Origin of the sequence: Streptomyces sp. H51, from assembly GCF_035656535.1 — a bacterium.
Lineage (GTDB): Bacteria > Actinomycetota > Actinomycetes > Streptomycetales > Streptomycetaceae > Streptomyces.
The window spans coordinates 1-26016 of record NZ_JAYMHD010000028.1 but is presented as its reverse complement, the minus strand read 5'-3'; the positions used below and the strand labels follow the sequence as shown (position 1 = coordinate 26016).

27 protein-coding genes and 3 pseudogenes are annotated in these 26016 nt (G+C 70.2%); 17 read left to right on the top strand and 13 right to left on the bottom strand.

The genetic code is table 11. The features are described 5' to 3' along the window. Positions 1–63: 63 nt before the first annotated feature. Positions 64–885, bottom strand: coding sequence for an alpha/beta hydrolase (locus VKA29_RS08570; protein WP_324784648.1), 822 nt, complete (start codon positions 883–885; stop codon positions 64–66). A gap of 355 nt (positions 886–1240) precedes the next feature. Between VKA29_RS08570 and VKA29_RS08565 the strand changes: the two genes are divergently transcribed. Both VKA29_RS08565 and VKA29_RS08560 read left to right on the top strand, forming a co-directional pair. Then, positions 1241–2536, top strand: a complete 1296-nt coding sequence (locus VKA29_RS08565) for a hypothetical protein (RefSeq protein ID WP_324784647.1) — start codon at positions 1241–1243, stop codon at positions 2534–2536. Between the two features lie 10 nt (positions 2537–2546). Continuing rightward, entirely contained in the window at positions 2547–4037 is a 1491-nt protein-coding gene (locus VKA29_RS08560; RefSeq protein WP_324784646.1) for an aldehyde dehydrogenase family protein, read from the top strand. Between the two features lie 94 nt (positions 4038–4131). Here the strand turns inward: VKA29_RS08560 and VKA29_RS08555 are convergent, their stop codons facing one another. Then, positions 4132–4902 carry an IclR family transcriptional regulator gene (locus VKA29_RS08555; RefSeq protein ID WP_324784645.1) on the bottom strand — a complete coding sequence of 257 codons (771 nt, stop codon included), beginning with the start codon at positions 4900–4902 and terminating at the stop codon, positions 4132–4134. A gap of 256 nt (positions 4903–5158) precedes the next feature. On the opposite strand from VKA29_RS08555, the gene VKA29_RS08550 reads away from it, so the two are divergent. The 3 genes from VKA29_RS08550 to VKA29_RS08540 are packed head-to-tail and all read left to right on the top strand — an operon-like array spanning position 5159 to position 9394. Next, positions 5159–6916: an acetolactate synthase catalytic subunit gene (locus VKA29_RS08550; protein WP_324784643.1), complete on the top strand. Its 1758-nt coding sequence runs from the start codon at positions 5159–5161 to the stop codon at positions 6914–6916. 7 nt (positions 6917–6923) lie between these two features. Then, complete coding sequence (locus VKA29_RS08545) at positions 6924–8570, top strand: AMP-binding protein (RefSeq protein ID WP_324784641.1); 1647 nt, start codon at positions 6924–6926, stop codon at positions 8568–8570. Further along, positions 8567–9394 (top strand): NAD(P)-dependent oxidoreductase, encoded by an 828-nt coding sequence (locus VKA29_RS08540; protein WP_324784640.1) that lies wholly within the window; start codon positions 8567–8569, stop codon positions 9392–9394. The genes VKA29_RS08545 and VKA29_RS08540 overlap by 4 nt, the downstream gene beginning before the upstream one ends. A gap of 174 nt (positions 9395–9568) precedes the next feature. On the opposite strand, the gene VKA29_RS08535 is transcribed toward VKA29_RS08540, so the two are convergent. Then, positions 9569–9922, bottom strand: coding sequence for a hypothetical protein (locus VKA29_RS08535; RefSeq protein ID WP_420718461.1), 354 nt, complete (start codon positions 9920–9922; stop codon positions 9569–9571). A gap of 215 nt (positions 9923–10137) precedes the next feature. Then, positions 10138–10599 (bottom strand): MarR family winged helix-turn-helix transcriptional regulator, encoded by a 462-nt coding sequence (locus VKA29_RS08530; protein WP_324784639.1) that lies wholly within the window; start codon positions 10597–10599, stop codon positions 10138–10140. Between the two features lie 98 nt (positions 10600–10697). Here VKA29_RS08530 and VKA29_RS08525 point away from each other — a divergent pair, with 98 nt between their 5' ends. The 4 genes from VKA29_RS08525 (at position 10698) to VKA29_RS08510 (ending at position 13681) form a co-directional block, all read left to right on the top strand. Continuing rightward, positions 10698–11066 carry a VOC family protein gene (locus tag VKA29_RS08525; RefSeq protein WP_324784637.1) on the top strand — a complete coding sequence of 123 codons (369 nt, stop codon included), beginning with the start codon at positions 10698–10700 and terminating at the stop codon, positions 11064–11066. 2 nt (positions 11067–11068) lie between these two features. After that, positions 11069–12091 (top strand): DNA-3-methyladenine glycosylase 2 family protein, encoded by a 1023-nt coding sequence (locus tag VKA29_RS08520; protein WP_324784636.1) that lies wholly within the window; start codon positions 11069–11071, stop codon positions 12089–12091. Positions 12092–12247: 156 nt separating this feature from the next. After that, a complete protein-coding gene (locus VKA29_RS36935; RefSeq protein WP_420718460.1) occupies positions 12248–12709 on the top strand; it encodes a sigma factor-like helix-turn-helix DNA-binding protein in 462 nt (153 codons plus the stop codon). 123 nt (positions 12710–12832) lie between these two features. Next, positions 12833–13681, top strand: a complete 849-nt coding sequence (locus VKA29_RS08510) for a DUF1963 domain-containing protein (protein ID WP_324784635.1) — start codon at positions 12833–12835, stop codon at positions 13679–13681. 678 nt (positions 13682–14359) lie between these two features. On the opposite strand, the gene VKA29_RS08505 is transcribed toward VKA29_RS08510, so the two are convergent. Beyond that, positions 14360–14770 (bottom strand): RidA family protein, encoded by a 411-nt coding sequence (locus VKA29_RS08505; RefSeq protein WP_324784634.1) that lies wholly within the window; start codon positions 14768–14770, stop codon positions 14360–14362. A 77-nt stretch (positions 14771–14847) separates the two neighbouring features. Here VKA29_RS08505 and VKA29_RS08500 point away from each other — a divergent pair, with 77 nt between their 5' ends. After that, a complete protein-coding gene (locus tag VKA29_RS08500; RefSeq protein ID WP_324784631.1) occupies positions 14848–15219 on the top strand; it encodes a helix-turn-helix domain-containing protein in 372 nt (123 codons plus the stop codon). A 54-nt stretch (positions 15220–15273) separates the two neighbouring features. After that, on the top strand, positions 15274–16080 hold the full coding sequence (locus VKA29_RS08495; protein ID WP_324784630.1) for a DUF2071 domain-containing protein: 807 nt from the start codon (positions 15274–15276) through the stop codon (positions 16078–16080). Between the two features lie 302 nt (positions 16081–16382). Here the strand turns inward: VKA29_RS08495 and VKA29_RS08490 are convergent, their stop codons facing one another. After that, complete coding sequence (locus VKA29_RS08490) at positions 16383–16898, bottom strand: DinB family protein (protein WP_324784629.1); 516 nt, start codon at positions 16896–16898, stop codon at positions 16383–16385. Between the two features lie 994 nt (positions 16899–17892). On the opposite strand from VKA29_RS08490, the gene VKA29_RS08485 reads away from it, so the two are divergent. Beyond that, on the top strand, positions 17893–18078 hold the full coding sequence (locus tag VKA29_RS08485; RefSeq protein ID WP_324784701.1) for a hypothetical protein: 186 nt from the start codon (positions 17893–17895) through the stop codon (positions 18076–18078). 211 nt (positions 18079–18289) lie between these two features. Beyond that, positions 18290–18493: pseudogene (locus VKA29_RS08480) on the top strand (transposase); the annotation flags it as partial. Positions 18494–18788: 295 nt separating this feature from the next. On the opposite strand, the gene VKA29_RS08470 reads toward VKA29_RS08480, so the two are convergent. Beyond that, positions 18789–19229, bottom strand: a complete 441-nt coding sequence (locus VKA29_RS08470; RefSeq protein WP_324784628.1) for a hypothetical protein — start codon at positions 19227–19229, stop codon at positions 18789–18791. A 6-nt stretch (positions 19230–19235) separates the two neighbouring features. After that, positions 19236–19706 carry a MarR family winged helix-turn-helix transcriptional regulator gene (locus tag VKA29_RS08465; RefSeq protein ID WP_324784627.1) on the bottom strand — a complete coding sequence of 157 codons (471 nt, stop codon included), beginning with the start codon at positions 19704–19706 and terminating at the stop codon, positions 19236–19238. Positions 19707–19970: 264 nt separating this feature from the next. Here VKA29_RS08465 and VKA29_RS08460 point away from each other — a divergent pair, with 264 nt between their 5' ends. Next, complete coding sequence (locus VKA29_RS08460; RefSeq protein ID WP_324784625.1) at positions 19971–20546, top strand: hypothetical protein; 576 nt, start codon at positions 19971–19973, stop codon at positions 20544–20546. Positions 20547–20658: 112 nt separating this feature from the next. On the opposite strand, the pseudogene VKA29_RS08455 reads toward VKA29_RS08460, so the two are convergent. Continuing rightward, a pseudogene (locus tag VKA29_RS08455) lies at positions 20659–21270 on the bottom strand (transposase); the annotation flags it as partial. Here VKA29_RS08455 and VKA29_RS08450 point away from each other — a divergent pair. Beyond that, a pseudogene (locus VKA29_RS08450) lies at positions 21268–21588 on the top strand (phosphatase PAP2 family protein); the annotation flags it as partial. The pseudogenes VKA29_RS08455 and VKA29_RS08450 sit on opposite strands and share 3 nt — an antisense overlap. Here VKA29_RS08450 and VKA29_RS08445 read toward each other — a convergent pair. Beyond that, entirely contained in the window at positions 21527–23341 is a 1815-nt protein-coding gene (locus VKA29_RS08445; protein ID WP_324784623.1) for a glycoside hydrolase family 18 protein, read from the bottom strand. The pseudogene VKA29_RS08450 and the gene VKA29_RS08445 sit on opposite strands and share 62 nt — an antisense overlap. An 86-nt stretch (positions 23342–23427) precedes the next feature. Continuing rightward, the gene (locus tag VKA29_RS08440) at positions 23428–23799 is read right to left on the bottom strand and encodes a hypothetical protein (protein ID WP_324784621.1); all 372 of its coding nucleotides are present in this window, start codon (positions 23797–23799) and stop codon (positions 23428–23430) included. 584 nt (positions 23800–24383) lie between these two features. Here VKA29_RS08440 and VKA29_RS08435 point away from each other — a divergent pair. Both VKA29_RS08435 and VKA29_RS08430 read left to right on the top strand, forming a co-directional pair. Beyond that, positions 24384–24689 carry a DUF6247 family protein gene (locus tag VKA29_RS08435; RefSeq protein ID WP_324784699.1) on the top strand — a complete coding sequence of 102 codons (306 nt, stop codon included), beginning with the start codon at positions 24384–24386 and terminating at the stop codon, positions 24687–24689. After that, complete coding sequence (locus VKA29_RS08430; RefSeq protein ID WP_324784619.1) at positions 24686–24967, top strand: hypothetical protein; 282 nt, start codon at positions 24686–24688, stop codon at positions 24965–24967. The genes VKA29_RS08435 and VKA29_RS08430 overlap by 4 nt, the downstream gene beginning before the upstream one ends. 88 nt (positions 24968–25055) lie before the next feature. Here VKA29_RS08430 and VKA29_RS08425 read toward each other — a convergent pair whose 3' ends face one another. Together VKA29_RS08425 and VKA29_RS08420 are read right to left on the bottom strand one after the other, a co-directional pair. Next, positions 25056–25226 (bottom strand): hypothetical protein, encoded by a 171-nt coding sequence (locus tag VKA29_RS08425; protein WP_324784618.1) that lies wholly within the window; start codon positions 25224–25226, stop codon positions 25056–25058. Positions 25227–25366: 140 nt separating this feature from the next. Continuing rightward, positions 25367–25570: a hypothetical protein gene (locus tag VKA29_RS08420; RefSeq protein ID WP_324784617.1), complete on the bottom strand. Its 204-nt coding sequence runs from the start codon at positions 25568–25570 to the stop codon at positions 25367–25369. Between the last annotated feature and the right edge of the window lie 446 nt (positions 25571–26016).

Below are 26016 nucleotides of genomic sequence, written 5' to 3'. Positions count from 1 at the left end.
CCTCGACGGGTGGTCTGTACGGCATGACGATCGAGAACTCCTCGGCCGGGTGCGGGCCGGGACTCAGCTGTGCGCCTTCAGGAAGTCCAGCACCTTCGGGGTGACGAAGTCCGGCCGCTCCAGCAGGGGGCTGTGTCCGGCGGCCGGAACCATCACCAGCTCCGAGCCGGGAAGGCCCCTGGCGAGTTCCTCGGCCCAGGGCTTCGGCCGCACCGGGCACTCCTCGCCGCTGATGACCAGTGCCGGAGCCCGCACTTCACTCAGCAGGCCCGTGGCGTCGCCCCGCAGCGCGACACCGACCATGGCCGGCCGCAGGGCGATCGGGAGCCGGGCCAGGCGGTCGGTCCAGAACGCGACCGTCTCCTTCATCTCCTCCGAGGTACGTGTCGACTCTCCGAGCATCACCTGCTGGAGGAACGCGAGCCGTTCCCCGGTGAAGCCGTTCCGGGTGACGTCCTCGATCCACGTCATGTAGGCGTCGACCGCCTCGGCCGGTTCGGACCGTACCGAGGAGCCGACGAACACCAGGGACTTCACCAGGTCGGGACGGTAGGCGGCGAGCCGGGCACCGACGTCTCCGCCCATGGAGGACATCACCACGTGGGCCCGGGCGACGGCCAGCCGGTCCAGCAGAGCCGCGATGTCGCCGGCACACTGCTCCATCGTGATCACCTCGGCACCGTCCGCACCGGCACTCCGGCCCTGACCTCGGAAGTCCGGGCGGATCAGCCGGAACGAACCTGCCGCCGCCTCGACGAGGCCGTCGAACATCCGGTTGTCGAGGAAGAGCGAATGGAGGCAGACGACCGCGTCCAGCGACTCCTCACCGGTGTCGTCGACATGCAGAGAGGTCCCTGCCACCTGGACAGTTCCAGCTGTGCTCATGGTGCGCTTCTTTCTGCGTCGATCAGTCGCTGCTGCGGTGGGCCGACGGACCGGGAATCCGGGCCCGCGGCGACCAAGAGTGGGCATTGCGGGGCAATTTCGAAGCATCGCCCGATACGCGACACGACGGAGGGGCGACGGCAATCCGCCGGCCCGGTTCCCGTCCGCGTTCGGGCGGCCGGAAACGAAGCCGGAACCGGCCCGTTGCGGACGGCCCTCACGCTCCTGATCACTCGGGCGCCCGGCCTTTGGTGCGTGTTGGGTGGTTTTCACCACGCCCCTGGCAGAGTAGGGTCACGCCTCCTGACAGGTCAATATATGCCATTGATTTCATATAGTGAAATGAGGGGCGGTCATGGGACGGCCAATGGCCTCAGCGGTGGAGCTGCGCGCGCTGCGTGACACCTGGGCCGCGCACTGGACAAGGTTCTTCCAGACGGACGGCCAAGAAGCGCCGCCCGCCCTGCCGCGAGCCCTCCTCGACAGCTGGCGCCGCACCCTGGCGTCCGCCGCACCACTGGCGACGAAGGCGGCGGCGCACCTGCCCGCCGACGGCGACGAGGGCCTGGCACTGTCGGAGGCGGTACGGCAGGCGGCACCGAGCATCCGTGAACTGTCCAGCGAGTCCGGCTACCTGATCGCGGTCGCCGACGCGACGGCCTCCTTGATCCATGTCTCGGCCGGGCGGGAGATGCTCGACCAGGCCGAGCGCGTGAACGCCGTGCCCGGGAGCGTCTGGGCGGAGCACGTGATGGGTACCAACGCCCTGGGCCTCGCACTGCGCACCGGGCGTCCCGCCCGGGTGTTCGCCACCCAGCACGCCGCTCGGCAGCTCCACGACTGGACCTGCTGGGCGGTGCCCGTCCACAACCGGACGACGGGTGCCGTGTGCGGGGTCGTCAACATCTCGGCCCCGTGGGACCACTCCTCACCCATGGGTACGACGCTGGCCCGAAGCGTCTCCCTCCTGACCGAGGACGCCATGGACAGGGCGGGGTTCCCCGCCCGCCCGGAACCGCGCCGATTGTCCGTACGCCTGCTCGGCCCGGTCCGGGTCACCCTGCGAGGAGTGCCCGTTCAGCTCTCCCCACGGCAGACGGAGATCGTCGCCATCCTCGCGATGAGACCCGAGGGCTTCTCGTTCGACGAACTGCACACGCACCTGTACGGCGACCGGCGCGTCGCCGCCACGACACTGCGGGCCGAACTGTCGAAGCTGCGGGCGATCCTGGGAGAAGACCTGCTGGTCAGCCGGCCCTACCGGCTGAACGCCCAGGTGGATCTGGACCTCTCCCGGGCTCTTTCGTACCTGGCGGCGGGAGACACGCGCCAGGTCCTCGACCTGTTCCACGGAGAACCGCTGCCCGGGTCGGCCTCGCCGTATCTGCGGGAGGTCTGCACCCATGTGTGCGTCTCACTGCGCAACCGTCTGCTGCTCACAGGGTGCGCCGTCGATGCCCTTCGGTACGCCGAGATCTTCCCCTGGGACGACGAGGTGCTGCGCACGGCGATGGACCGCACACCGCAGGGGGATCCGGCCATCCCCCTGCTGATGGGGCGGCTGTCGGCCGCGTCGTCCCCCGCACCAACACTCCGCCAACATCTCGGACGTACGGTCGGCGCCCAGGACGGCACCGTGCTGTCGCGGTAAGGAGACGAGGATGTCAGAAACGCTGGCAGCGGCCCGACGGACGCCCTTCCTGTCCAAGCCTGTCAGGCTGCTCATCGACGGCGAGTTCGTCGACGCCGCGGACGGGCGCACCTTCACGACCGTGGATCCGGGGACCGGCGAGCCCCTCGCCGAGGTCGCCGAGGCATCGGCAGCCGACGTGGACCGCGCCGTCGCGGCGGCACGCCGGGCACTCGACGGCCCCTGGTCGCGCCTGTCGCCCAGCGAGCGTGGCCGCATGATCCATCGGATGGGCGATCTGCTGATCGAACATGCCGAGGAGTTCGCGCAGTTGGAGAGCCTCGACAACGGCAAGCCCTTCAGCGCCGCGCTCGGCGTCGAGGTGCCGTTGTCCGCGGACATGTTCCACTACATGGCCGGCGCGGCGACGCGCCTGCGAGGCGCCACGATGACGCCGTCGGTCCCCTACATGCCGGGCAAGGAGTTCCACGCCTACACCCTGCGCGAGCCCGTCGGAGTCGTCGGGCAGATCATTCCCTGGAACGTTCCCCTCCTCATGGCCTCCTGGAAGCTCGCCCCCGCCCTCGCGGCCGGGAACACCGTGGTGCTGAAGCCGGCGGAGCAGACCCCCCTGTCCGCGCTCCGCCTGGGCGAACTGCTCCTCGAAGCCGGCATTCCCCCCGGGGTCGTCAACATCGTGCCGGGCTTCGGGGAGACGGCCGGCGCCCACCTGGCCCGGCACCCGGGCGTTGACAAGATCGCCTTCACGGGCTCGACCGGGATCGGCAAGGAGATCATCCGCGCCTCGGCCGGCAATCTGAAGAGAGTCTCGCTGGAGCTCGGAGGGAAGTCACCGAACATCGTCTTCTCCGATGCCGACATCGACGCCGCCATCGAGGGTGCCGCGCTGGGCGCCTTCTACAACCAGGGGGAGGTGTGCTCGGCGGGATCCCGGCTGTACGTGCAGCAGTCGCAGTTCGACCGGGTCGTCGACGCACTGGCTTCGTACGCCTCGGGCATCAAGGTGGGATACGGACTCGATCCCGAATCCCAGATGGGACCTCTCGTCTCCAAGGAGCACCTGGAGCGCGTCAGCCGGTACCTGGAGCTGAGTGAGGACTGCGGCGGTGAGGTACTCGCCGGCGGGAAGCCGATGGCGGGCCCGGGCTTCTTCGTGCAGCCCAGCGTGATCGCACGGCCGCACGCGGACCACCGGCTCGTGCGCGAGGAGATATTCGGTCCCGTGGTGACCGCTCTGCCGTTCGATGACATCGACGACCTTGCCGAGCAGGCCAATGACACGATCTACGGCCTCGCGGCGGGCATCTGGACGAACGACATCTCCAAGGCCCACCGCCTCGCGCGGCGACTCAAGGCCGGCACGGTCCACGTCAACACGTACCACGTCTTCGCGGCCGAAACGCCCTTCGGCGGCTACAAGCAGAGCGGCTGGGGGAGGGAGAAGGGCGACGAGGTGCTCGAACAGTACCTGGAGACGAAGTCGGTGATCGTCGGGCTCTGAGCGGCCGCGCACCGCGAGGAGCCGTCTGCGGCGGTGGAGGAACACGCGGGGCCGCGCACCCGCCAGGCGCGCGGCCCCGCACGTGCCCCTCGTGTCAGCTGCTGATGAGTTCGGTCGCCTGACGGGCGGCGTCAAGCACCTCGCGGACCCGCTCGGACTCCGCGCCGGTCATCCTGGACGTCGGGGCCACGATGCCGACGGCGCCGCACACCTTCCCGTCCTTGTCGAACACGGGTGAGCCGATGGCGGAGACGCCCTGCTTCGTCTGCGCGTCCATCGCCCAGCCCCGACGGCGGATCTCCTCGAATTCCCGGTCCAGAGCGGCGAGCAGGTCCTCCTGCTGCGCCTTCGTGCGGTCGCCCAGGTCCTTGAGCACCATGTCACGCTGCCGCTCGGAATCCAGATGGGCGAGTACGGCCTTGCCCGCCGCCCGGGTGTACTCCCTGCCCGTCAGACCGACGTACAGGCCGCTGACCCTCAGAGGCTGCGATCCCTCGACGAGCACCTTGAGGATCACCCGGTCGCCGGGCTCCAGCGTCGAGTAGAAGGCGGTCTCATCGGATTTCCGCGTGAGGTCGGCCACGAGCTCGGACAGCTTCTCGCTGACGTTGAAGCTGCGCCGGTACTGATTGAACAGGGCCCCGACGCCCGGGCCGAGGGTGAGCGTCAGGTCGGGACGCCGGTCGAGATACCCACGGCCGATCAGCGTGCGCATCAGGTGGTAACAGGTCGTGATGTTCAAGCCCAGCTCGGCCGAAACCTGCTGAACCGTCGGCGGTGATTCGCGCCCCGCCACGCACTCGAGGAAATTCAACGCGCGCTCCACGGTCTGGAGCGGCGGCTGCTTGCTTGACCTCTTGTTCACATTCTGAAATTAGCACGCGGGGACCGTGCGTCATCGGCGGCCGCCGACGGACCGGCCGTGGACGGGCCGGCCCGCGAGATGCCCTCGGCACCGCGGACGGGCCGGCCCGCGAGATGCCCCTCGGCACCGCGGACAGGGCCCGGTCGGGCAGCGGCCCCGGCCTCACCGAAGCCTCGACGGTCGGCCGAGTGTATTTCAATAGTTGACCTGTATTTCATACTGTGAAAACATCACCGCCATAACGAGGAGGAAGATCATGAGTGACACGGTTGCCGACGCACTCGCCGGCGCCCTGGCCCGGCACGGCGTGACATCGATCTTTGGTCAGAGCAACCCGACGGCCTTCATGCTGGCGGCCGAGCGGATCGGTATCCGCCAGGTCCTGTACCGCACGGAGAACGCCGCAGGTGCGATGGCTGACGGGTTCGCCCGGGTCGGCGGGCGGATCGCGGTCGTCGCCGCCCAGAACGGGCCGGCCGCCACGCTGATGGTGCCGCCCATGGCGGAGGCCCAGAAGGTCTCCGTCCCGATGCTGGTCCTGGTGCAGGAAGTGCCGTCCTCGGCCCGGGACCGGAACGCCTTCCAGGAGATGGACCACTTCGCGCTCTTCGCCGGCGTCTCGAAGTGGACGCGCCGCGTCGACGACCCCTCGCGGGTGGAGGACAACGTCGACATGGCCATCGCCGTCGCGAACAGCGGCAGGCCGGGGCCCGTCGTCCTGCTGCTGCCGAAGGACGTCCTGCAGGCACCGGCGGCGCCGTCCCGCTTCCCCCGCAGACGTGACCTGGGCGCTTTTCCCCTCGACCGGCCGCGGCCCGAGGCCGCGGCCGTGTCGCAGGCGGCCCGCCTCATCGCCGAGGCCCGCTCACCTCTGGTGGTCGCGGGGGGCGGGGTGCACCTTTCCGGGGCGGTGGAGGAACTGACCGCGCTCCAGCGCGTCGCGCACCTGCCCGTCGTGACGACGAACATGGGGAAGGGGGCGGTGAGCGAGCTGGACGCCCTGTCGCTGGGAGTCGCAGCGAATGTGACGGGCCGGCACGGCCCGGCGCACCACCATCTGTCCCTCGTCCAGGAGGCCGACGTCGTTCTGCTCGTCGGGACGCGGACCAACGAGAACGGAACGGAGGGGTGGACTCTCACCTCCCCCGACGCGACGTACATCCACATCGACATGGACCCGCTGGAGGTCGGCCGCACCTACGAAGCGCTGCGGCTCGTCGGTGACGCGCGGTCGGCTCTTCGCGACCTGACCGACGCCCTGGAAGCATGCGACCTCACCCAGCGTCAGCACGCCGGCGAAGGGCTTCGCCGGCGCATCGCCGAAGGGCGGCGACGCCGGACGGAGGAGATCGAGGCGACGGTGTCCTTCGACGCTCGCCCCATCGCCGCCGAAAGGCTGATGAGGGAGCTGGACGCGGCGCTCACCGCGGACGACGTCGTCGTCGCGGACGCGAGCTACTCCTCGTTCTGGGTGGCCAGCCACCTCACGGCCAAGCGGGCCGGCCAGCGATTCATCCTCCCCCGTGGTCTGGCAGGACTGGGGTGGGGTCTGCCCCTGGGACTCGGGGTCAAGCTGGCGACTCCTGACACACGCGTGGTCGCCGTCGTCGGGGACGGCGGATTCGCCCACGTGTGGTCGGAACTGGAGACAGCCATCCGCGAGGACCTCCCCCTGACCGTGATCGTGCTCAACAACCAGGTTCTCGGCGCGCAGAAGCACGTGGAGTTGCTCGTCTTCGGGCAGACGACCACGGGCGTCGACTTCCAGCCCGTCGATCACGCCGCGATAGCACGGGCGGTCGGGGCCGCCGGGACCCGGATCACCAGCCCCGACCAGCTGGAGCCCGCGCTGGAGGAGGCTCTGGCCTCCTCGAAGGTGACCGTCCTCGACGTGCTGGTCGACCCCGACTCCTATCCGCCGCTGCGCGTGTGGGACGGGAACACCGACCGTATCGTCCCCGGACCCCGGACCGGACAGGACACCGCTGCCCCGCCCGCCGCCGCGAAGGGATGACGCAGACGTGACCTCGACGGAGCACCGGGCCAGGACATCACACTGGCCGAGCACCGGCACAGCCCTCGACGACTGCACGGTCGGAGACGCCCTTCGGAGAGCCGCGGCCCGCTGGCCTTCCCGGACCGCACTCGTCGAGGGCGTCGCCTCGCCCGACGCGCGCAGCTGGACCTACACCGAACTCCTCGGTGACGCGGAGGCGGTGGCACATGCCCTCCTGACGCATTGCCACCCCGGCGAACGGGTTGCCGTGTGGTCGGCCAATTCCCCCGAGTGGATCCTGCTGGAACTGGGTGCGGCCCTGGCCGGCATCACCCTCGTGACCGTCAACCCCGCCTATCGGTCCGCTGAACTCGAGTTCGTGCTCAAGCAGTCGCGGGCACAGGGAATCTTCTGCCAGGCGCGGCTCAACTCCCGCGACCTGCTGACGACAGCGCGGGAGGTCGCCGAGCGGCTGCCCGAGCTGAGACTGATCCAGACCTTGGGCGAATGGATCGCGGGTGCCACCCGGTCTGCGGCCGTCACCACCGCGCTGCCGAACGTCGACCCGACGGATCCGGCCCAGATCCAGTACACCTCGGGGACGACCGGCTTCCCCAAGGGCGCCGTGCTGCCGCACCGCGCACTCGCCGTGAACAGCCGTCTCTACGCGGAGACGATCGGAGCGACGCCCCAGGACGTATGGGTCAACCCGATGCCGCTGTTCCACACAGCCGGCTGCGGGCTCGTCACCCTGGGCGCACTGCAGACGGGCGGCGTCCACGTCCTGCCGTCCAGGTTCGACGCCGATCTCATGCTCGACCTCTTCGAGTACCACCACGGGACCGTCCTGCTGTCAGTGCCCACCATGCTCATCCGGATGCTCGACGCCCAGCGTGAGGCGGCGCGCGACGTCAGCTCCTGGAGACTCTCGACGCTGGGAGGTGCGCCCGTCCCGGTCGAGCTCATCCGACGGGCGGGGAACGACTTCGGCGTGGACGTGGGCATCGGCTACGGACAGACCGAAGCGGCGCCCTACATCACCCACACCCTCCCCGGCGACACCCATCCGGAGTGGCAGGAGACGGTCGGACGGCCGCTGCCGCAGGTGGAGGTGAAGATCGCCGACCAGGACACCGGGGAGCCGGTGCCCCTGGGTGAGCCGGGCGAGATCTGCACGCGGAGCACGTGCGTGATGAGCGGCTACTTCGAGAACCCGGAGGCAACCGACGCCGCCATCGACAAGGACGGCTGGCTCCACACCGGCGACGTGGGAAGCATGGACGCGGCGGGATACATACGCATCAAGGGCCGGGTCAAGGACCTGATCATCCGCGGGGGCGAGAACATCTACCCCCGCGAGATCGAGGACTTCCTGTTCACTCACGACTCGGTCGCCGACGTTTCCGTCGTAGGGCTGCCGCACGAGGAATGGGGCGAGATCGCCGCCGCGTTCGTCCGGGTCCGGCAGGGGGCGACCCTGACGCAGGGCGACCTGATCAGCCACTGCACCGGCCGGATCGCCGGCTACAAGATTCCGCAGGTCTGGGAATTCGTCACCGAGTTTCCGCAGACCGCGTCGGGAAAGATCCAGAAGTTCGCGCTTCGCGACGACTATCTCAGCCGCACCAGCCAAGTACCGCAACCGGGCACCACGGATCGGACGGAAGCATGACTTCCCTGAAGGACAGAACGCTCTTCATCACCGGTGGGAGCCGCGGCATCGGCCGAGCCATAGCGCTCAGGGCCGCCGCGGACGGCGCCAATGTCGTCATCGCGGCCAAGACAGCCGAACCGCATCCCAAGCTCCCCGGAACCATCCACACCGTCGCCGCCGAGATCGAGGAGGCGGGAGGGCGCGCCCTGCCCGTGGCGGTCGACGTGCGCGAGGAGAGCCAGGTCGCGGATGCCGTCGAGGCGGCAGCACACCACTTCGGCGGCATCGACGTGCTGGTGAACAATGCGAGTGCGGTGTTCCTCGCACGGGCCGAGGACACCCCGCTCAAACGTTTCGACCTGATGTTCGACATCAACGTGAGGGGGACGCTCGCCGCCTCGCAGGCCTGCATCCCGTACCTCAAGAACTCCCCGAACGGACACATCCTGACCCTGTCGCCGCCCATCGACCTGCGGCCCGGCTGGTTCACCGGCCGAACCGCCTACACCATGTCGAAGTATGCGATGAGCATGACCGTACTGGGACTGGCCGAAGAACTGCGCGCGGACAACGTGGCCGTCAACGCCCTGTGGCCGAAGACGATGATTTTCACAGCTGCTTCCGCGGTCTTCGGACTCGGCCCGGCCGGCTGCCGCTCCACCGACATCATGTCGGATGCGGCTCACGCCGTCCTCACCCGGCCCAGTGCCGAGTGCACCGGCAACTTCTTCCTCGACGAGGAAATACTCCGCCAGGAGGGCGCCACCGACACCGACCTGGCGGAGTACGAACTGCTTCCCGGCACGCCACCCGAGATCGATCTCTTCGTGACACCGGCCTGAGTGGCAGGACCGCTCGTCGGCTCCCCGCTCGGCGACGGCACCTCTCCGGCACCGGCACCGTCGCCGTGGCCCGGTTCGTCCCGGTGAAGGCCGTACCCGTTGTCCTGCCCCTGCCCCTGCCCCTGCCCCTGCACTGCACCTGCAGCCTGGCCGCCCCCTGGCCTCCGCGCCGGGTTAACGGCCTCGGGGGCGGTGGTGGGTTTCGGCGAGGTGACCGAGGCGGATGGTGTCGAGCGAGGCCTTGGTGATGCGTTCGGTGCCGTCGCAGATGGCGGTGATGGCTGCTTGGTGGATGAGCCCGGTGAGGGATCCGATGCGGCCGGCGGTGCGCTGGTGGAGGTGAGGAGCGTGGCGGGGGAGCGTGCCTGATTTGTGGCTGGTGAGGTCGAGGGCGGTTTCGATGTCGGCGATGACGTCGCGGGCAGGCCGGCTGACCCTCATCTCCACCGGTTGCTCACCGCGGGCGGACGGGAATCGGCCGTGACCGTCGATCCGGTCGTAGCGGCCGGTGCCCGTGAGGTGTCTCAAGATCCACTTTTTCGGGGATGGCGCCCGGAAGTGGATCTTCGCACAGTTTCAGGCCGGGGCCACCGACTCCGGGGCCGTCGGCTCCGAGACCGGGGCTGCCGCCCAGGCCGGCTGACCTGCGGATCGCTTCTGCCCGGAGGGGTCTTTCGGTCCTCCGGGCAGAAGCGATCCGCGCCGGCCCGGCCCCGTCCCGCCCGCGGGAGGGGGCCGGGCGGTCATGTGCCGAGGGCTTCGGTCATGGCGTCGAGATCGGCCAGGAGCGCCGTCAGCCGGCGCGCGGGGATGCTTTCGATCATGCGTTCCTCGATGGCGTAGACGGCGCCGCGGGCGGCGTGCAGGCGCTGCCGACCGGCCTCCGTGAGGTGGATGGGCAGGGCGCGCCCGTGGTCGGTGCTGGTCGCCTGGGTGATCAGGCCGGCGTCCTTGAGGCCGCGCAGGACGACGTTGGCGGACTGCCGGGTGACGAAGGTGCCCCGGGCGAGGCCGGCGTTCGACAGGCCGGGCTGTTCGTCGAGGAGTTCCAGGCAGGAGTACTGCGGGACGGTGAGGTCGTGCTCGCGCAGGGCCTTGTCCATGGCGCCGCGCAGAGCGGCGGAAGCCTTCTTGAGCCGGTATCCCACGTGCTCGGTGACGTCCTTGGCTGGATGGGGCGGGGGGACAGGTGCACGGTCTTCCATGTCAGCATTTTGACATGTGGGCGAGGTGGTGCCTACAGTCCCTCCATGTCAAACCTCTGACATCAAAGTTCTGGCAGACCCAACCTCTCGGAGACACCATGACCGCCACCGTCGAAGGCCCCGACTTCGTCGCCCTGCAGGTGAGGGACGTGCCGGCCGCTGCCGCGTTCTTCGAGGAGAAGCTCGGACTGCGCCGGGCCCCCGGGCCGGCCCACGCGGTCGTTTTCGCCACCACCCCGATCCCGTTCGCCGTCCGCGAGCCGCTGCCCGGCGTCGACCTGGACACCGTCACACGCCCCGGCCTGGGCGTGGCGCTGTGGCTGCGCACCACCGACGCCCCGGCACTGCGCGAACAGCTCCTCGCCGCCGGTATCCAGGACGTCACCCCGCTGCAGGACAGCCCGTTCGGGCCGACGTTCTCCTTCACCGGCCCTGAGGGCTACCGGCTCACCGTGCACGGAGGCTGACCGTGAACGCCGTCGTCCTCACCCCCCGGGGCCCGTTCTCCCTCGCGGCGAGCCTGCGCTTCCTGGAAGGCTTCACCCCCGCCCCCTACCGACAGGGCCACGACGGGGTACTGCGCCTGGCGTTCCCCTCGGACGACGGCCACCACACCGTCACCGCCGCCGTGCGGCAGGAACCACGGACCGAGGAGTCCGGCTCGGGCGCGGTGCACGCCGACATCGCCTTCCACCCGGCCCCCGGCACCGGCGCCGAGGCATCCGCCGACGGCGACCGCGGGCAGCCAGCCGCCGCCGGGGTCGCCCGCATCCTCTCCCTGGACGTCGACGGGTCGCGCTTTGCGGCCCTCGCGGCGGCCGACCCGGGAGTGGCCGGTCTCCTGGAGGAGTTCCCGGGGCTGCGGCCGGTGTGCTTCAACTCCCCCTACGAGGCAGCGGCGTGGGCGGTCATCGGCCACCGGGTCCGCATGAGTCACGCTGCCGCCGTCAAAGCCCTGGTCTCCCAGCGGCACGGGCAGCGTGTCGAGGTCGCCGGGCAGGAGCTGTTCGCCTTCCCCGCTCCGCACGTCCTGCGCACGGTCACGAGCTTCCCCGGCCTGACCGAGTTGAAGATCCAGCGGCTGCACGCGATCGCCGACGCGGCGGAGGCCGGTCATCTCGACGCCGCCGCACTGCGCGCCCTGCCCGCCCAGGAGGCTCTTGCAGCGCTGCAGGAGCTACCGGGCATCGGCCCGTTCTCCGCCGAGCTGATCCTCATCCGCGGCGCCGGACACCCCGACCTCTTCCCCCGCCACGAACCCCGGCTGCACGCTGCCATGGCCGCCGCCTACGGCCTCGAGGGCGCAGCGGCGGGTGTACCGCGTCTGGTGCGCGTCGCGGAGCGGTGGAGGCCCTACCGCAGCTGGGTCGCGTTCCTGTTGCGCGCTCACGCCGATCCGCGTATCTCCTGGCGGGGCCGGGCATTCACGCACCGCGGCGGGGACCGCTGTGCGGTCGCCGGATCCTGGGCGCCAGGCGGCCGAAACGGCTGATCGAGATCTTTCTCGCCGCGAGGCAGCCTGACCGGAAGGCCATCTGGTTGACCAGGTGTGAAGGACACCCGTACGGCACAGGGCCGATGACGCGGGCATGGCCGGCGCGAGAGGCAACAGCGGCGGCGCACCGGACTTCGAGGAGTTCGTCGAGGCGTGCGGGCCGCCGGCGACTCCTCCGCGCAGGTGGACCTGGAGCTGGTCTCGGCTGCCGCGGTGCGGCAGCTTTCGCCCGGCCGGCGGCCCGTGGTGGTGCTGTGCTACTTCGAGGACCTGTCCGTCGAGGAGAGCGCGGAAATCCTGCGAGGCCGACCCGGCACGGTCAAGAGCCAGGCGGCCAAGCTCCTCGGGACGCTGCGTATCCTGCTCGGCGGCACTCCCTCGTCTCGCGGACAGATCTGCGTCGCAGCCGTCGGCACCCGCCCCCTCAACGGGAGCGGAGGGTGGTCGCATTACCGACCCACGGCTGACGGATCCGCGCGCCGAGGCGGGCCGTGGGCCAGGGCGCGGGCTGGTGCCAGGTGCGCCGCCCCAGCCTGCTCCAGGGCGCGTGCCGCCACGGGTGAAGCGTGCCGGGGGCGGCTGTCGTCGCCCTGTCGGCCCGCTTCCGACGCGTGAGGCAGGACCGCCGGACCGGTGACTGTCAGTGGCACAAGGCAGGATGACGGTATGTCATATACAGCTGAGTTCCGGGCCTTCGCCCGTCGGCACGGGGTCTCCGACGACGCCATCACCCGCATCATGTGGAACTTGCAGCCCTCCGTCCATCTGTCCACGCCCGATCTGTCCGCGGTCGGCCCCGGAGACCACGTGGTGGGTCACGTCGGCGGTCTGCCGCAGATGCCTGCCGACGCCCCGTGGGAAGAAGGCACCTTCGTCGCGGATCTCGACCTGGCCGCGATTCCGGAGCAACCACTGGACCTCGGGCTCCCCCGTGAGGGGCGCCTTCTGTTCTTCACGAGTCTGGAATACCAGCATGGCGGACAGGCGCCGGTGCTCTACATACCGCCGGGAACCGAGACGGCCGAACGCCCGGCGCCTGTAGAAGAGGTTTTCGGCGAAATGGAGGGGCCGGAGGTCCTCGAACGACGGGCGCTGGTCTGCCGCCCCGGTACGGCGTGGGATGTCCTCGACTGGATGTGGGACAACGACAACACCGGTGATCCGGATCGAGCAGCCAAGATGCCGGACATCCAGGACGTGCACGCGGAGGAAAGGGAACGGCTTCGTCCGCTCCTGGACGCGGTCACGGAGTATGCCGAGCGGGTCGGGGCCATCCCGTTCGTGAACCGGAGCTGCGGATTGCGAGGGGTGAAGCTGAACCCGGCCTACCACAGCAACTACTACGTGGAGGACTTCCAGCAGAAGGGCGAGGAAGCGGTGGTCATATGCAGGTCCGAGCCGGACAGGTTCGACGACCTGTACGACAAGGCTCTGAAGGAGGGGCCCGAAGGAGCGTGGCTGAACCTGCTGGAGTTCGGCGAGGACAATCTCTTCGACCAGGGCGACGGAGAGGTGGGCTGGGCCATTTTCCGTGACGACCTTCTGGCGCGCCGTTTCGACCGCGTCCGGCAGACCTACTTCTCCTGATCCCGGGGTCCTGCCGCCGGGCGGTGCCCGGCGGCAGGGCTTGGTCCGGTGGCCGCGAAGCCTTGACCGGCCGGCCTTCCCATGCGGTGGCAGACGAGTCGGCCGCCGCACTGGCGGGGCGGGGATCCCCCCGGCCTTTCGCGGTGTGCGAACCGGGCCGGTACCCGGGGGAGCAGAGCACACTCGGGGGTTCGGCCGGCTCGGGCAGACCCGCCGAGACCACAAGGATTCCGTCCCAGCGGAGAGGCCCGGCGCGGTAAGGGGCCAACGGGGGTGAGTGTTCGGGAGGTGCAGCGAGTGCCCGAAGGACAAGCTGTGCAATCCCCGGCGGGCCGTCAGGAAGTGGCCGAGTTCGTAAAGACTCCTCGACCGGGCACCGTCCTGAGGGACCTCGGCCGGGAAGGTTCGGGCGGCTTCCTGGGACCGGCGGGCGACCTGGGCAAGGAGCGCCCGGCCGCGCTGCGATGAGCGGTTCGGGTGACGGCCGTGGTCAAGACGAACCTCTGTACGTCTGATACGCCTTTTGGCCCTCGGCGTGGCCGAGGCTGCCGTGGAGCCGGAACTCGTGGGCCCCAACGAGGGATCCACGGAACTCGGCCACGGCAGCGTCCGGGCCACCCGTCATCCCCTTCACGCGGCCGGCAAGCCGGGAGTCCGGGAGGCGCTCGCCCGAAGGGATCAGTCGAGGAGCGCGGTTGCCTCGACCTCGACGAGAACGTCCGGCTCGAAGAGGTGGTCGACGCCGATGAGTGAGGCCGGCGGCATGGGGAGCCGGAGCCCGATCTCGTGGGCGACGGCCTCCACACCGGCCATGAAGTCGCCGATCTTCTCGGGGCTCCACCGGGTCACGTAGAACGTCAGGCGCAGCACGTCCGCGAACGACGCGCCCGCGCCCGCCAGTCCGATCTCCGTGTTGCGCAGAGCCTGGGCGACCTGCCCGGCCAGATCGCCGGGCGCCACCGGAGTCCCGTCGGCCCGGCGCGCGACCTGGCCGCTGACGTGGACCTGCTTCGTCCCTGTGCCCACGGCGACGTGGTGGTACGGGACCGGCTGCAGCATGCCTTCCGGGGTGAAGTGCCGAACAGTCATGGCTCCCTCTCCTTCAAAGTAGGTATCTGTAAGATACCTAGTGAAAGAAGGACACTTCAACGAGACCAGGTTTCGCCATGGATACCGACGACGAACTCCGCATCGATGCCCCACACCGCGAACTGCTCGACCAGATCCTCGACAAGTGGTCCCTCAGCGTCCTCAACGAACTGTGTGAACGCCCCTGCCGCTTCAACGAACTGCGCCGGGCCATCCCCCAGGTCACGCAGAAGTCCCTGACGTCGACGCTTCGGCGGCTCGAACGCAACGGCGTGATCGAGCGCGAGGTCGTCTCCACCCGCCCGGTGGCGGTCAGCTACCGGATCACTCCCCTCGGCAAGACACTTCGGCACCCCATCGACGTACTGCTGGCATGGGCCTCGCAGAACATGCCCGCCATCGAAGCCGCACGCGAAGACTTCGATGCGCGGGAAGAATCCGACCTGTGATGCCTTCCGCCCGGCGCCCAGCCGGGGCAGGGAAAGCGCGGGTGGGTCCTGCGAGTGTCGGACGACACCGGCTCCGGGCCGGGCATCGGGCTTGCACTCAGCGCACCGGAAGAGAAGAGGACAACCGTGGAAAAGCGACCGAAGGTCCGATGGCATCATGCTTCGGCCGACCTCACCGACTTCGCGATGGTCAGCTGGGCCGCGGACCCCGACCGAGTCGCGGCCCGACTCCCGGACGGATTCGAGCCCGACGTACGAGAGGGCGTCACACTGGTGTCCCTGGTGGCCTTTCGCGACCACCGTTTCCACTTCCGCTTCGCCCGGCAGATCAGGCTCACGGCAGGACAGGTGAACTACCGCACCTACGTGCGGCACAAGGGGCGGACCGGGGTCTGGTTCTTCGGGACCTCACTGGCCAGCAGACTTGTTCACCTGCCGGCCACGGCATGGAAGATGCCCTGGCACCACGAAACCGTCGACGTCCAGGCAGCCTGGGAGGACGAGAAGGTCCGCACCTGGCGACTGCACGCTGACGGCCGTTGGGGAGCAGCTGCGGTCACACTGCGCGGCACGGGTCGGCCGGCGCCGCCGCCGGCCGGCTTCGCCACCGCCGACGAGGTCAGCCGGATACTGACTGATCCCGCCCTCGGCTGGTACGACCGCCGCGACGGAACCGGAACCGGATGCTATTCGGTGTGGCACGAACCCCTCACCTTGGAAGGCGCGGACGTGGAATCCGCGCACAGCCAGGTGTTCACCGATCTCGGACTCGTCTCTGCCGGCCAGGCCCCCTGCCACGTGGGCCTGCAACGCCGCTCCGTATTCGACATCCACACCCCGCCCAGGCGTCAGGCCCCCTGAGCGGTCCCGGTGAGAAGCCGTCGTCTTTCCGCACCTGATCGCCGTATTCCTGCGCGGGCCCGTCCTGGTCCCGCCTCAGGGCCGCCGCTTCAGGAGACGGAAGCACCGACGGCGACCGGCTTCGGCTCTCTCGACCTGCGTGGGATTGCGTCCGGGGAAGCGGTGTACGGGTTCGACCTGGGCCGGAGGTTTGCTCCGGCACCGGGATGAGGCCCGCACAGACGAACGGCCACCCATGGCCTCGACACGAGATCACCGAGTGGCCGTCGGTACACCACTCCAGCGGACGTGACCGACAGGTCTCAGGCCCCGGTCTGCCCGTCGACGAGCTCACGTACGACATCGAGGTGGCCGTTGTGGCGGGACGTCTCCTCGATGAGGTGGAGGATCACCCAGCGGAGGTCGACGTGGCGGCCGTCGCTGATCGAACGCTTGGCCGTTGAGTTCAGGTCGTGCTCTGACACCAGACGACGGTAGCGGGCGCTCTGTTCCTCGTACTCGGCAAGAAGCTGGGGCAACGGGATGTCGACCGCCGTCCGCATCTCAGGATCGGGATCATGATCGGTCGCGTCAGCGAGCGGCCCCGCGAGCTCCTCGCCCAGAAACATCACTTGGAACCAGTAGTGCTCGACCCAGCGCAGGTGGCTGATCAGCCCGCACAACGTCATCAGCGGTGAACCCGCAAGCGGGGCCTTGCGGGCGTCTTCGGCGGACACACCCTCACACTTGGCCCGCGCGGTGTCACGGGCGTAGTCCAGGAAGGTGACTAGCTGCGTACGCTCGTCCCACGCGGGAGGCGTGTCGGTTCGTCGAGTCATCGCGAGGAGTTTCCCGCAGGTCGCAACCGGGCGTCGACCCAATTGACCGGGAGCGCCGCCAAGCGCCACAGCACCGGCTGTGCCCAGGGGGAGCCCGGCACGGTTTGCCGGACGGGTCCTATTGGTGCTCCGTCAGGTCCCGGATGCATCCGCAGGCATTCCTTGACCGGGCGGCCGCGGCCGTCCTGGAGGTCGTGCGGCATGCCGCCCGCGCGATCACCGCCGTGGCCGAACTCCACCGGCCCCCACGCACCCGACCGGAAGAGGACGCGACGCTCCGGCGCCGACTCCGGTGACCTGCGAGTGACCGTGCACCCCCACTTGACTGTTGGCGCGGGCTGGGACGGAGCGGGTGCGCGATGCCTCGAGAGGGTCGGCCAGGGCGACGCCGCCACCCCTACGGCCGCCGACCTCGCGGGGCTGCTGGGCGGCCTTCTGGGCATCGCGCGGGCGGCGGGCGTGCCCGGACCCGGCTGCGAACACCTCACTGACCACGGGTGTGGGCGCTGCCGATGCAGCCGCTGACGGATCACCACCGGCACCGGAAGCCATCGACGGTGATCCGGAGACCGTCCCTTCGGCGGAAGACTCGGCGCTGGGGCGGACAGTGCGGTCGGGGAACCGGCGGCGGCCCCGGAAACCGCGGAGGACGGAGAGCGCGCCGGGCTGATCGCCGGTCAGCAGGTCACCTGCGACGAGCGGATGAAGGATGCTGCCGGCACTCCCGGCGCCCAGTACACGGCCTGCGCGCCGGCCCTGGAGCCGGCGGTCGAGCTCAACCCCGATGAACAGGCTGCTCTGTCACATCCCGAGGCTCCGTCTTCCGCGGCCGTCTGCGCCATGGCTTCCGGTCCAGCCTGACCAGCGCCCGGCACGGCTGCCAGGACAGCTGACTCAGCCGCAGCAGTGTCGGCGGTCCCAGCGGACCGACCCTGCCCCGGGCTGGGAAGAGATCGCTGAGATCTCATGCAACTGCCCTTCTGGTGAACTGCTCGTGACGTCCTTCATGGACGATCCGGCAGACCTGCCCTCGCTGGCGGCGACGGACGCCTACGGAGCCCAGGTACGAGCCCGACCGGCCGACGACACCATCGTCATCGACCACGAGGACTCACTGGAGACCCAGACCGGCCGGGAACGCGACATCCTGCGCCGGGCCGCACGCGGCGACTACTCCTGACCCAGGAGGATCCGCACGCTTGTGGCTGGGGCGGCGCGTGCTGCCGCAGCCACAAGCGTGACTCTTCGAGCCGCTGCTCGCCGTGGGTCTGGCTGCCTGGGCGGCGTGCAGCGGTCCATAGGCTTTTCCGGGACGTGATCCGCCTGACCGGCTGGCTGGTCCTGGCCGGGCCTCCGGTGCGGCGGGCCGCGTCCATGGTGGCTTCTTGGCCTGGCACCGGGCCGAGGAGTTCAAGAAGTTCCTCATCAAGCTGGACCAGGAGGTCCCGCAGGGCCCGGACGTGCACCTGGTGCTGGACAACCACGCCACCCGCAAGACCCCGGCCATCAAGACCTGGTTGCCGGCCCATCCACGCTTCCCCCTGCACTTCACACCCACCGGGTCCTCCTGGCTCAACATGGTGGAACGCTGGTTCACGGGCGGTCTTCGTCTGGGCGGTGAGCCGGGGTGCACATACGAACGCCCTTCCTTCGCCTTGACGAAGGCGAAGGAGAGCCCATCCGTGTCATACGACGACTGGTACGCGCTGACGTCCACGCCTTGCGGGATGGGGACTCCCTGAAGTGCTGGTGCGGAGACAGGGACCGGTTCCGCCATCACCTCGGCACGGGGGACATGGCCCGTGACCGCAAGCGTTCAGCCTCTGCGGGGTCGTCGAGCCGAGGAGCGAGGTAGCGCGGCCGGGGCCGGCGGCTGCACCAACCGGGAGATCAACCGCGAGCGGTGGGGTTGTCGGCGGGCGGGCCGGCGTGCTCGAATCCCCGCGCCCGCAGATAGGCCACGCCGAACAGGGTGCAGGCACCTGTCTGGAACCCGAAGACCGGTATGAGGTAAGGCAACTCGACGAATCCGCTGGTGACGGCGTAGACCCCGGCGGCCACCAGCCCGACCAGTACCGGGAAGACGGTGAGCAGGAGCACTCCGCGCCGTTCCACCGGCCTGCGGTCGGCCCAGACCAGCAGGGCGGTCCACCCGGCCATGAGCGCGGCGCCGACGGCCGTGGCGTACCGGTAGTCGGAGCCGGGGGCGAACCGATCGATGCCCAGCATCGCCCCGGCGGCCTTCGGTACCAGCAGCGGAACGAGCATGGCACCGTCGGCGACGGCCCCGGTCCAGTACGCGATGTGCAGCAGTCGCACCGGGTTGTTCACGGGTGTTCACCTCTGGGTGTGAGAAGGGGGGTTCATCGAGCGGTCGATGAAGGCCTGCAGGTCGTGGACGAAGCGGATGACGGTCGCCAGTTCGGCCTCGGAGTAGTCCGCCAGGTGCTCGCCGAGACGGCTGCCGAGCTCGGCCCGCACGGCCTCGACACGGACACGCAGTTCCTCACCCAGCGGGGTCAGGGTCACCCGTGCTGCGTTCTTCAGCGACCGGTCCTTCTCCACCGTGACGACACCCTTGGCCACCATCCGCGCGAACGCCTGCGAGACGGCTCCCTTGGAGATGCCGAAGCGCCGGGTCATCTCGGTGAAGTTCATACCGTCCAGCGCACACATCAGGAGATGCGTCTCGGATGGATGGAGCCGTGTTCCCCCCGCCTCCGCAATCTGCTTCTTGTCGAAGTAGAGGACGGAGTCGAGCAGGCCGATCAGGAGGCCGTGGATCTGAGAGAGGGAGTCTTCGGACACGGCGGTGAGTTTAGCAGCTAAACTCACCGGTGGGTTGCCCTGGATCACGCCCCGCGTGCAGGCCCCAGCCGGCCGCAGCGCGGCGGATCAGACGGCCGAGCCGTCGGGCGCACCACCCCGCCGCACCCGTGTCGGCCACACACTGAGGGTCGCCTCGACGGCCCTGAGACGGCCCGCGCCCGGCAGCGCCGCCCGCGCCGCAGCCGCGCCGCAACCGCGGCGCGGGCGGGAGCACGAGCGAAGCCGCATCGGACAGGTGTGAGGATGTCGCGGAACCACTCCCGTCAGCTCACCGTTTCCCAGCCCGGCCGCCGGACCCCGTCCTTCGACCAGCTGACCTGCACTGCCGACTTCGCCCGGCCCGGCCGCTGGCGGATCGCCGGTGCCGACGGCAAGCCGCCGCGGGCCGCCACCCGCTACGAGCGGGCCAGGGCCGCCAGCCTCGCCGTGCGGAACGTGATCCGTGCCGCTCACACCGCGCCAGCCGCCACGCCCGCCGACCACCACACCGGCGCGCCGCACGGCGTCGATCACCCCGGGCGGGACGCCGCGCTCACCCCGGCGCAGCGGGCCGCCGCCGTCCGGGCCGCCGCCGTCCACACCCAGCAGCAGGCCGCGATGCCCGAGGAGTACCTGGAGGACCGTACGACCGACCCGGCGACGTGCATGCGCACACCGGCCGGCCTGGAGCGGCTCGCCGCCATCACCCGCGCTGCCGACGCTTGCCGCCGCGCCCTCGAGGACTGGGAGCTCCTGGCCCCGGCCGCCGACCCGGTCGATCCGCGCCGCCAGGAGCACGAGCACCCGCAGCCCGGTCCCGGCCGGGGCATCCAGCCGTGATGACCGGGGACCGTCCGGCGGGACGGACGACGAAGTCACCGTGCCAGGCGCCGGGAGACGACTGGCCGTCCGGCCCCGGGGCCACCCGGGAGCGGGGAGGGTGCGGGGGACCGTTCCCCTTGCCGGTGCAGCCCAGTTCCCTGATCTCGTGCAGGAGGTGGGTGACGGGGACGGCCGGATTGCCGGACCGGCGCCGGCGCAGGTGGTCGCGGTAGGGGTCGACCAGGGTGGGCCGGTAGCGGGGGCGATGCGGTCCGCGGACGGTTCGGGGGCGCGGGCGCAGCTTTTGACGGTGTTCAGGGCGAGGTTCAGCCTGCGGGAACAGTCGAGCAGGCCGGCGCCGGAGTCGAGGAGGGTGTGGACTTGATGCCGGCGCTCGCGGGTGGTGGCGGCCTGTCTCCCCTCAACCGGAGGCGGGCCCGCAGTCGCCCGGCAGGTGCTGTGCGCGGCGGCTTCTTTGCGGACGGCCTCGGCGAGGTTGTGCCACAGGTACCGGCGGTCGCTGACCTGGACCGCGTCGGGCAGTGCCCGGCGGATCGCCTCGGCGTGGGTGGCCGAGCCGTCCCGGCACACGGCCTCGCTTCCTTTCTTCCCGCACAGCCAGGCCGTGAGGGTGGCGGCCTCGCGGCCGGGCAGTACATCGGTGCGCTCGCCTGTTTCGGGCGTTGATGATGCTCGTGGCGTAGCGGTGCCGGCGGCGTAAGGCGAAGTCGTCGACCCCGACCGCCAGGGCACCCCGGCCGTGGGCTACCACCCCTCCGGCCACACCGCCACCGCCGTCGTGGCGTACGGCGCGGCGACGCTGCTGCTCCTACCGCTGCTGCGGTCGCCGGCCGTACGCCGTGGACCGGTCGTGCTCTGTTACGCGCTGGTCCTGGGCGCCTCGTACGGGTTGGTGCGCCGGGGCTACCACTGGCCGCTGGACGTGGCGGCCAGTCGGTGCCCCGGCGCGGTGCTGCTCACCGGTGTGCGGCTGGCCGTCAGCCGAAGTAGGAGTCGAAGGTCCGCTGGAACTCCCAGCCGCCGAACCGGTCCCAGTTGATCGACCAGGTCATCAGCCCGCGCAGCGCAGGCCAGGTGCCGTGCGTGGCGTACGAGCCGCAGTTCGTCCGCTTGGTCAGGCAGTCCAGGGTCTTGGTGACCTCGGCCGGGGAGACGTGGCCGTTGCCCGCCTGGGTCGTGGCCGGCATCCCGATGGCGACCTGGTCGGCGCGCAGCGGCGGGAAGACGTTGTTGGCGTCGCCCGCGACCGGGAAGCCGGTGAGCATCATGTCGGTCATCGCGATGTGGAAGTCGGCGCTGCCCATGGTGTGGTACTGGTTGTCGAGACCCATGATCGGTCCGGAGTTGTAGTCCTGGACGTGCAGCAGGGTCAGGTCGTCGCGCAGGGCGTGGATGACCGGCAGGTACGCGCCCGCCCTCGGGTCCTGCCCGCCCCACTTGCCGGTGCCGTAGTACTGGTACCCGAGCTGGACGAAGAAGGTCTCCGGGGCCATCGTCAGCACGAAGTTGGCGCCGTACTTGGCCTTGAGGGTCTTCAGCGCGGAGATCAGGTTGACGATCACCGGGGTCTTGGGGTTCTTGAAGTCGGTGTCGTCGGTGTCCAGGGAGAGCGAGTGGCCCTCGAAGTCGATGTCCAGGCCGTCGAGTCCGTACTCGTCGATGATCTTCGAAACGGAGGTGACGAACATGTCGCGGGCGCCGGTGGTGGCGAGCTGCACCTGGCCGTTCTGACCGCCGATGGAAATCAGCACCTTCTTCCCGGCCGCCTGCTTGGCCTTGATGGCCGCCTTGAAGTCGGCGTCGCTCTCCACACCCGGGCACTCCGAGGCGGGACAGCGGTTGAAGCGGATGTCGCCAGAGGTGACGGAGGTCGGCTCGCCGAAGGCCAGGTCGATGACGTCCCAGCTGTCGGGGACGTCGGCGAGACGGGTGTAGCCGGAGCCGTTGGCGAAGCTCGCATGGAGGTAGCCGACCAGCGCGTGCGGCGGGAGGCCGGAGGGGCCGCCGCCCGAGCCGGGGTCACCCGTCGTCGCGGTCACGGTGGCCGAACGGGACGACTCTCCCGCGTCGTTCAGGGCCGTGACCTGGAAGGAGTAGGCGGTTTTCGGCGACAGTCCGGACACGGTGGCCGAGGTGCCGGTGGCGGTCTGGACCCGGGTGCCGTCGCGGTAGACCGCGTAGCCGGTGGCGCCTGCGGCGGGCGACCAGGACAGGGCCACGCTGGTCGAGGTGACGGTGCCCGCGCGCAGATCGGTGGGCGGGGCGGGCGGCTGCCCGGTCGCGCCGCCTGGGCCGACGAGGGTGATGGAGTCGGCGTAGTAGGCGCCGGTGCTGTACCAGCCGTGGGTGTGGATCGTGACGCGGGTGGTGGAGGGGCCGGTGCGGAAGGTGGTGGTGAGCGGCTGCCAGTCGGGCGCGGACTGGGTCCAGGTGGAGACGTCGGTGGTGCCCGTGCCGCTCGCCCCGAGGTAGACGTAGCTGCCGCGGACCTGGCCGGAGAGGGTGTACTGGGAGTCCGGTTTGACGGTGACGACCTGCGAGCAACGGGCGTTGTCCATACCGGACGGGGTCGCCATGAGAGCCGAACTCCCGCTATGAACAGGCGAACTCACGGTCGTACCGGCCGAACAGCTCCAGCCGTCGAGGCCGGCTTCGAAGCCGCCGTTCCTGGCGAGGTCCACGTCGGCCGCCCGGGCGGCCGACGACAGCGCGGTCATTCCGGTCACGGCGAGGGCGGTGGCGGTGAGCAGCGCGACGAGGGGCCGGCGCGCGATAGACCTAGGGCGATCCACAAGGGCCTCCGGGCATGGGGGAATTGGAGGGGTGGAGCGCGCTCAATTTGGTCCAGACCAATACGGTTGTCAAGCCCCCGCGCGTTCTAGCTGCAACGCACCTGGGACCAGAGCGGCGCGTACCGCACCACCCGCACGGCCGCACCGGTTCGCCGGGCGGCGCACAGGCGGCAGCCCAACGCCACCGGCCCGGCGACCGCACCGCCGATCCGCCACGCCGCCGCCGGCGCCCCGTCCTGCCCGGCGGCCAGCTTGGCGTCCTCCCGCCCCCATGACGGCAACGCCCGCGCCAGAACGTCCTGTCCCACACCGCACAGCTCTGCCAGGACCTCCTGTCCGGCCGTGTTCAGCAAGACCTCGGCATCGGCCCGGGCACCGCCGCCCTCATGCGCGGGCGGGCAGTTGCGCCACCGCCAGCACGAGCGCAACACCTTCGCTTCCAGCCCGTAGCGGCTCACGATGCGGCAGATCGGCGACGAGATCGTCCCCCCGCAGGGGAACAGTCCTCAGGAGGCCGCGATGTTGCGTCACTCCACCACGGTCTCGTCTTCGCCGATACGGGCGGGCGTTCTTGCAGCAGATGCCCAGCGAGGTGAGCAAAGCCGGATCCGCGCGGGACGGCTGTGGACAGCTGTCCCTCATCACACGACGCTGCCGGCTCCTTTGCCAAGCTGGGACGGAATGGCCCGACAGACCCCGCACACCGCGCCGGTTCATCTACCTGCGCACCACATCCGACCAGCGCGAGCTCGAGGACGACCTGCAGCGCCTTCCCCGTGCGGACCGGCCGCTGCTCCTGGCGCTCGGCCAACTGCCCACCGCCCGGCAACAGGGAGATCTTCCCCCGCTGCCCGGCAGCAGCACCGGCGAGGTGTTCTACAACCCGACCGGTGCTCCGGCCCCGGCCGACGGCCCCCCGGCATCGCAACTGCCGGGGCCCGGCCCTCGTGCCGCCCGCTCACCCCGTAGGGATCTGCCCATGCCCGCATCCACGGCGATCCGGCCCGCGTACCGTGAAGTGACGACCCGCCGGGAGGACCAGATGAGCGCGCAGCCCGACCACGCCCCCGTCACGCCGTACGCTCCCGCCCCGGGAGCTCCGGCCGAACTCCTCGCCCAGCTGCGCGCCGACCGGCGCGCGGACACCTGGGTGCCGGCCTTCGAGCGGGAGTGGGCGGCCGCGCTGGAGGAGTCCCGGCGCACGTTCTCCCTCGGTGGGCTGTACGAGGTCGTCCAGGAGTGGCAGTGCCGGCTCGCCTCCGCCCCGGCCGTCGACGCGTTCGTCGCCTCCGGCTACGACGACAGCGACTTCATCGACATGGCGGAGCTGCGGGGAAGGCGCCGGTGACCCGACAGCCCTACACGGTTCGCTTCTCCGCCCCGGCCGCGAAGGTCCTCGACACCCTGCCCGAGCACGTCGAAGACATGGTGTGGGACGTCCCGGACGCCGCCGCCGGCGATCCGTGGGGCTTCGGCCAGTGGAACACCGACGACCCCGAGGGCGAGGACGTCCGTCACGCCTCCGTCGGCCAGCTCTCACTCACCTACTGGGTGAACCGCCCCCTGCGCCGCCTGTCCGTCCTCACCATCACCCGGCTCGGACAGCCACCCGTGCAGGCGCTATGACCCCGGCATCGCAACTGCCGGGGTCAGGGCGTTTCCGATCGTAGCCACGGCCGTATCCACCGGTTGCCACCCGGGCGGCAACCGGTAGTCACCAGCTGCCGCGGGGCCGTTCGGCACCGAGCTGGACCTCGCGCCGGCACCCCGGGCAGTCCGGCAGGCCCTCCACGCGGCGCGGACTGTCGCCCTTCACCCAGTAGAACCCGCACAGCGCCGTGTTCGAGTAGTGGTCCACCTGATCGTCCCCGGAGGCGTGCGACATCGGTCCTCGTTCGCGTTGCTACGGCGGCCAGCCCACCGCAGGGCCTGTGGCGCGGCCGGATGCTCAACGACACGGGCCCGCCGGAGCCACGTCGGCCTCCGCCGTCCGTGCCCCGTCCGAACCGCCGTGGGCCTCGCGTCTCAGGCTTGCGGCGGCGTTGCGCCGGGCAGCTCCCCGGAGAAGGCCCACCACTGCTCGACGGTCCACACGGCGACGCTGGAGCGGTCGGTGGACATCCGCAGCCACACCTCCTCGCCGCCGGGCATGAGCGCCACCTCCGGGTGCGCCTCGTCCCACGTGCCCACCGGGTACATCCACTGGATGCCGTCGGGCCACGTCCGCATCGCCCGTGCGCACGCTCAGCGCCGCGGCGAAGGCGTCCAGAATGGCTTTATTCACGAGTTCCGGTTCTGGTCCACTTCTTGTGGTGTGGTGACGGGGTGTCACGAGGCAGGGGCGTGGTGGTTCACCGTCGCGGTGACAGGCCATGGCGCCCGAAGCTTCGCAGTGGCTCCCGAGGGGGATGGGGAGCAGGGCTGGGCGCACCGGACCCGTGTTTTGAGGGTGGGGGTGTGGTCGTTGTGGTCGCTGCGGCCCGGGCAGAGTGCCGGGGCCGCAGTGAGGGCTTGCGGTGACGGGTGTTACTGCTTGGCGGTGGGTTCCGTCTGCTGGTTGTAGATCTCCTGGCCTGCTGCGTTGTAGGCGTGGACGTAGGGGGTGGGGGAGTTCCCTTCGGGGCCGGAGATGGCCGCCGTGTGGACGAACGCGCCGTCTGCCATGAGGGCCGGGT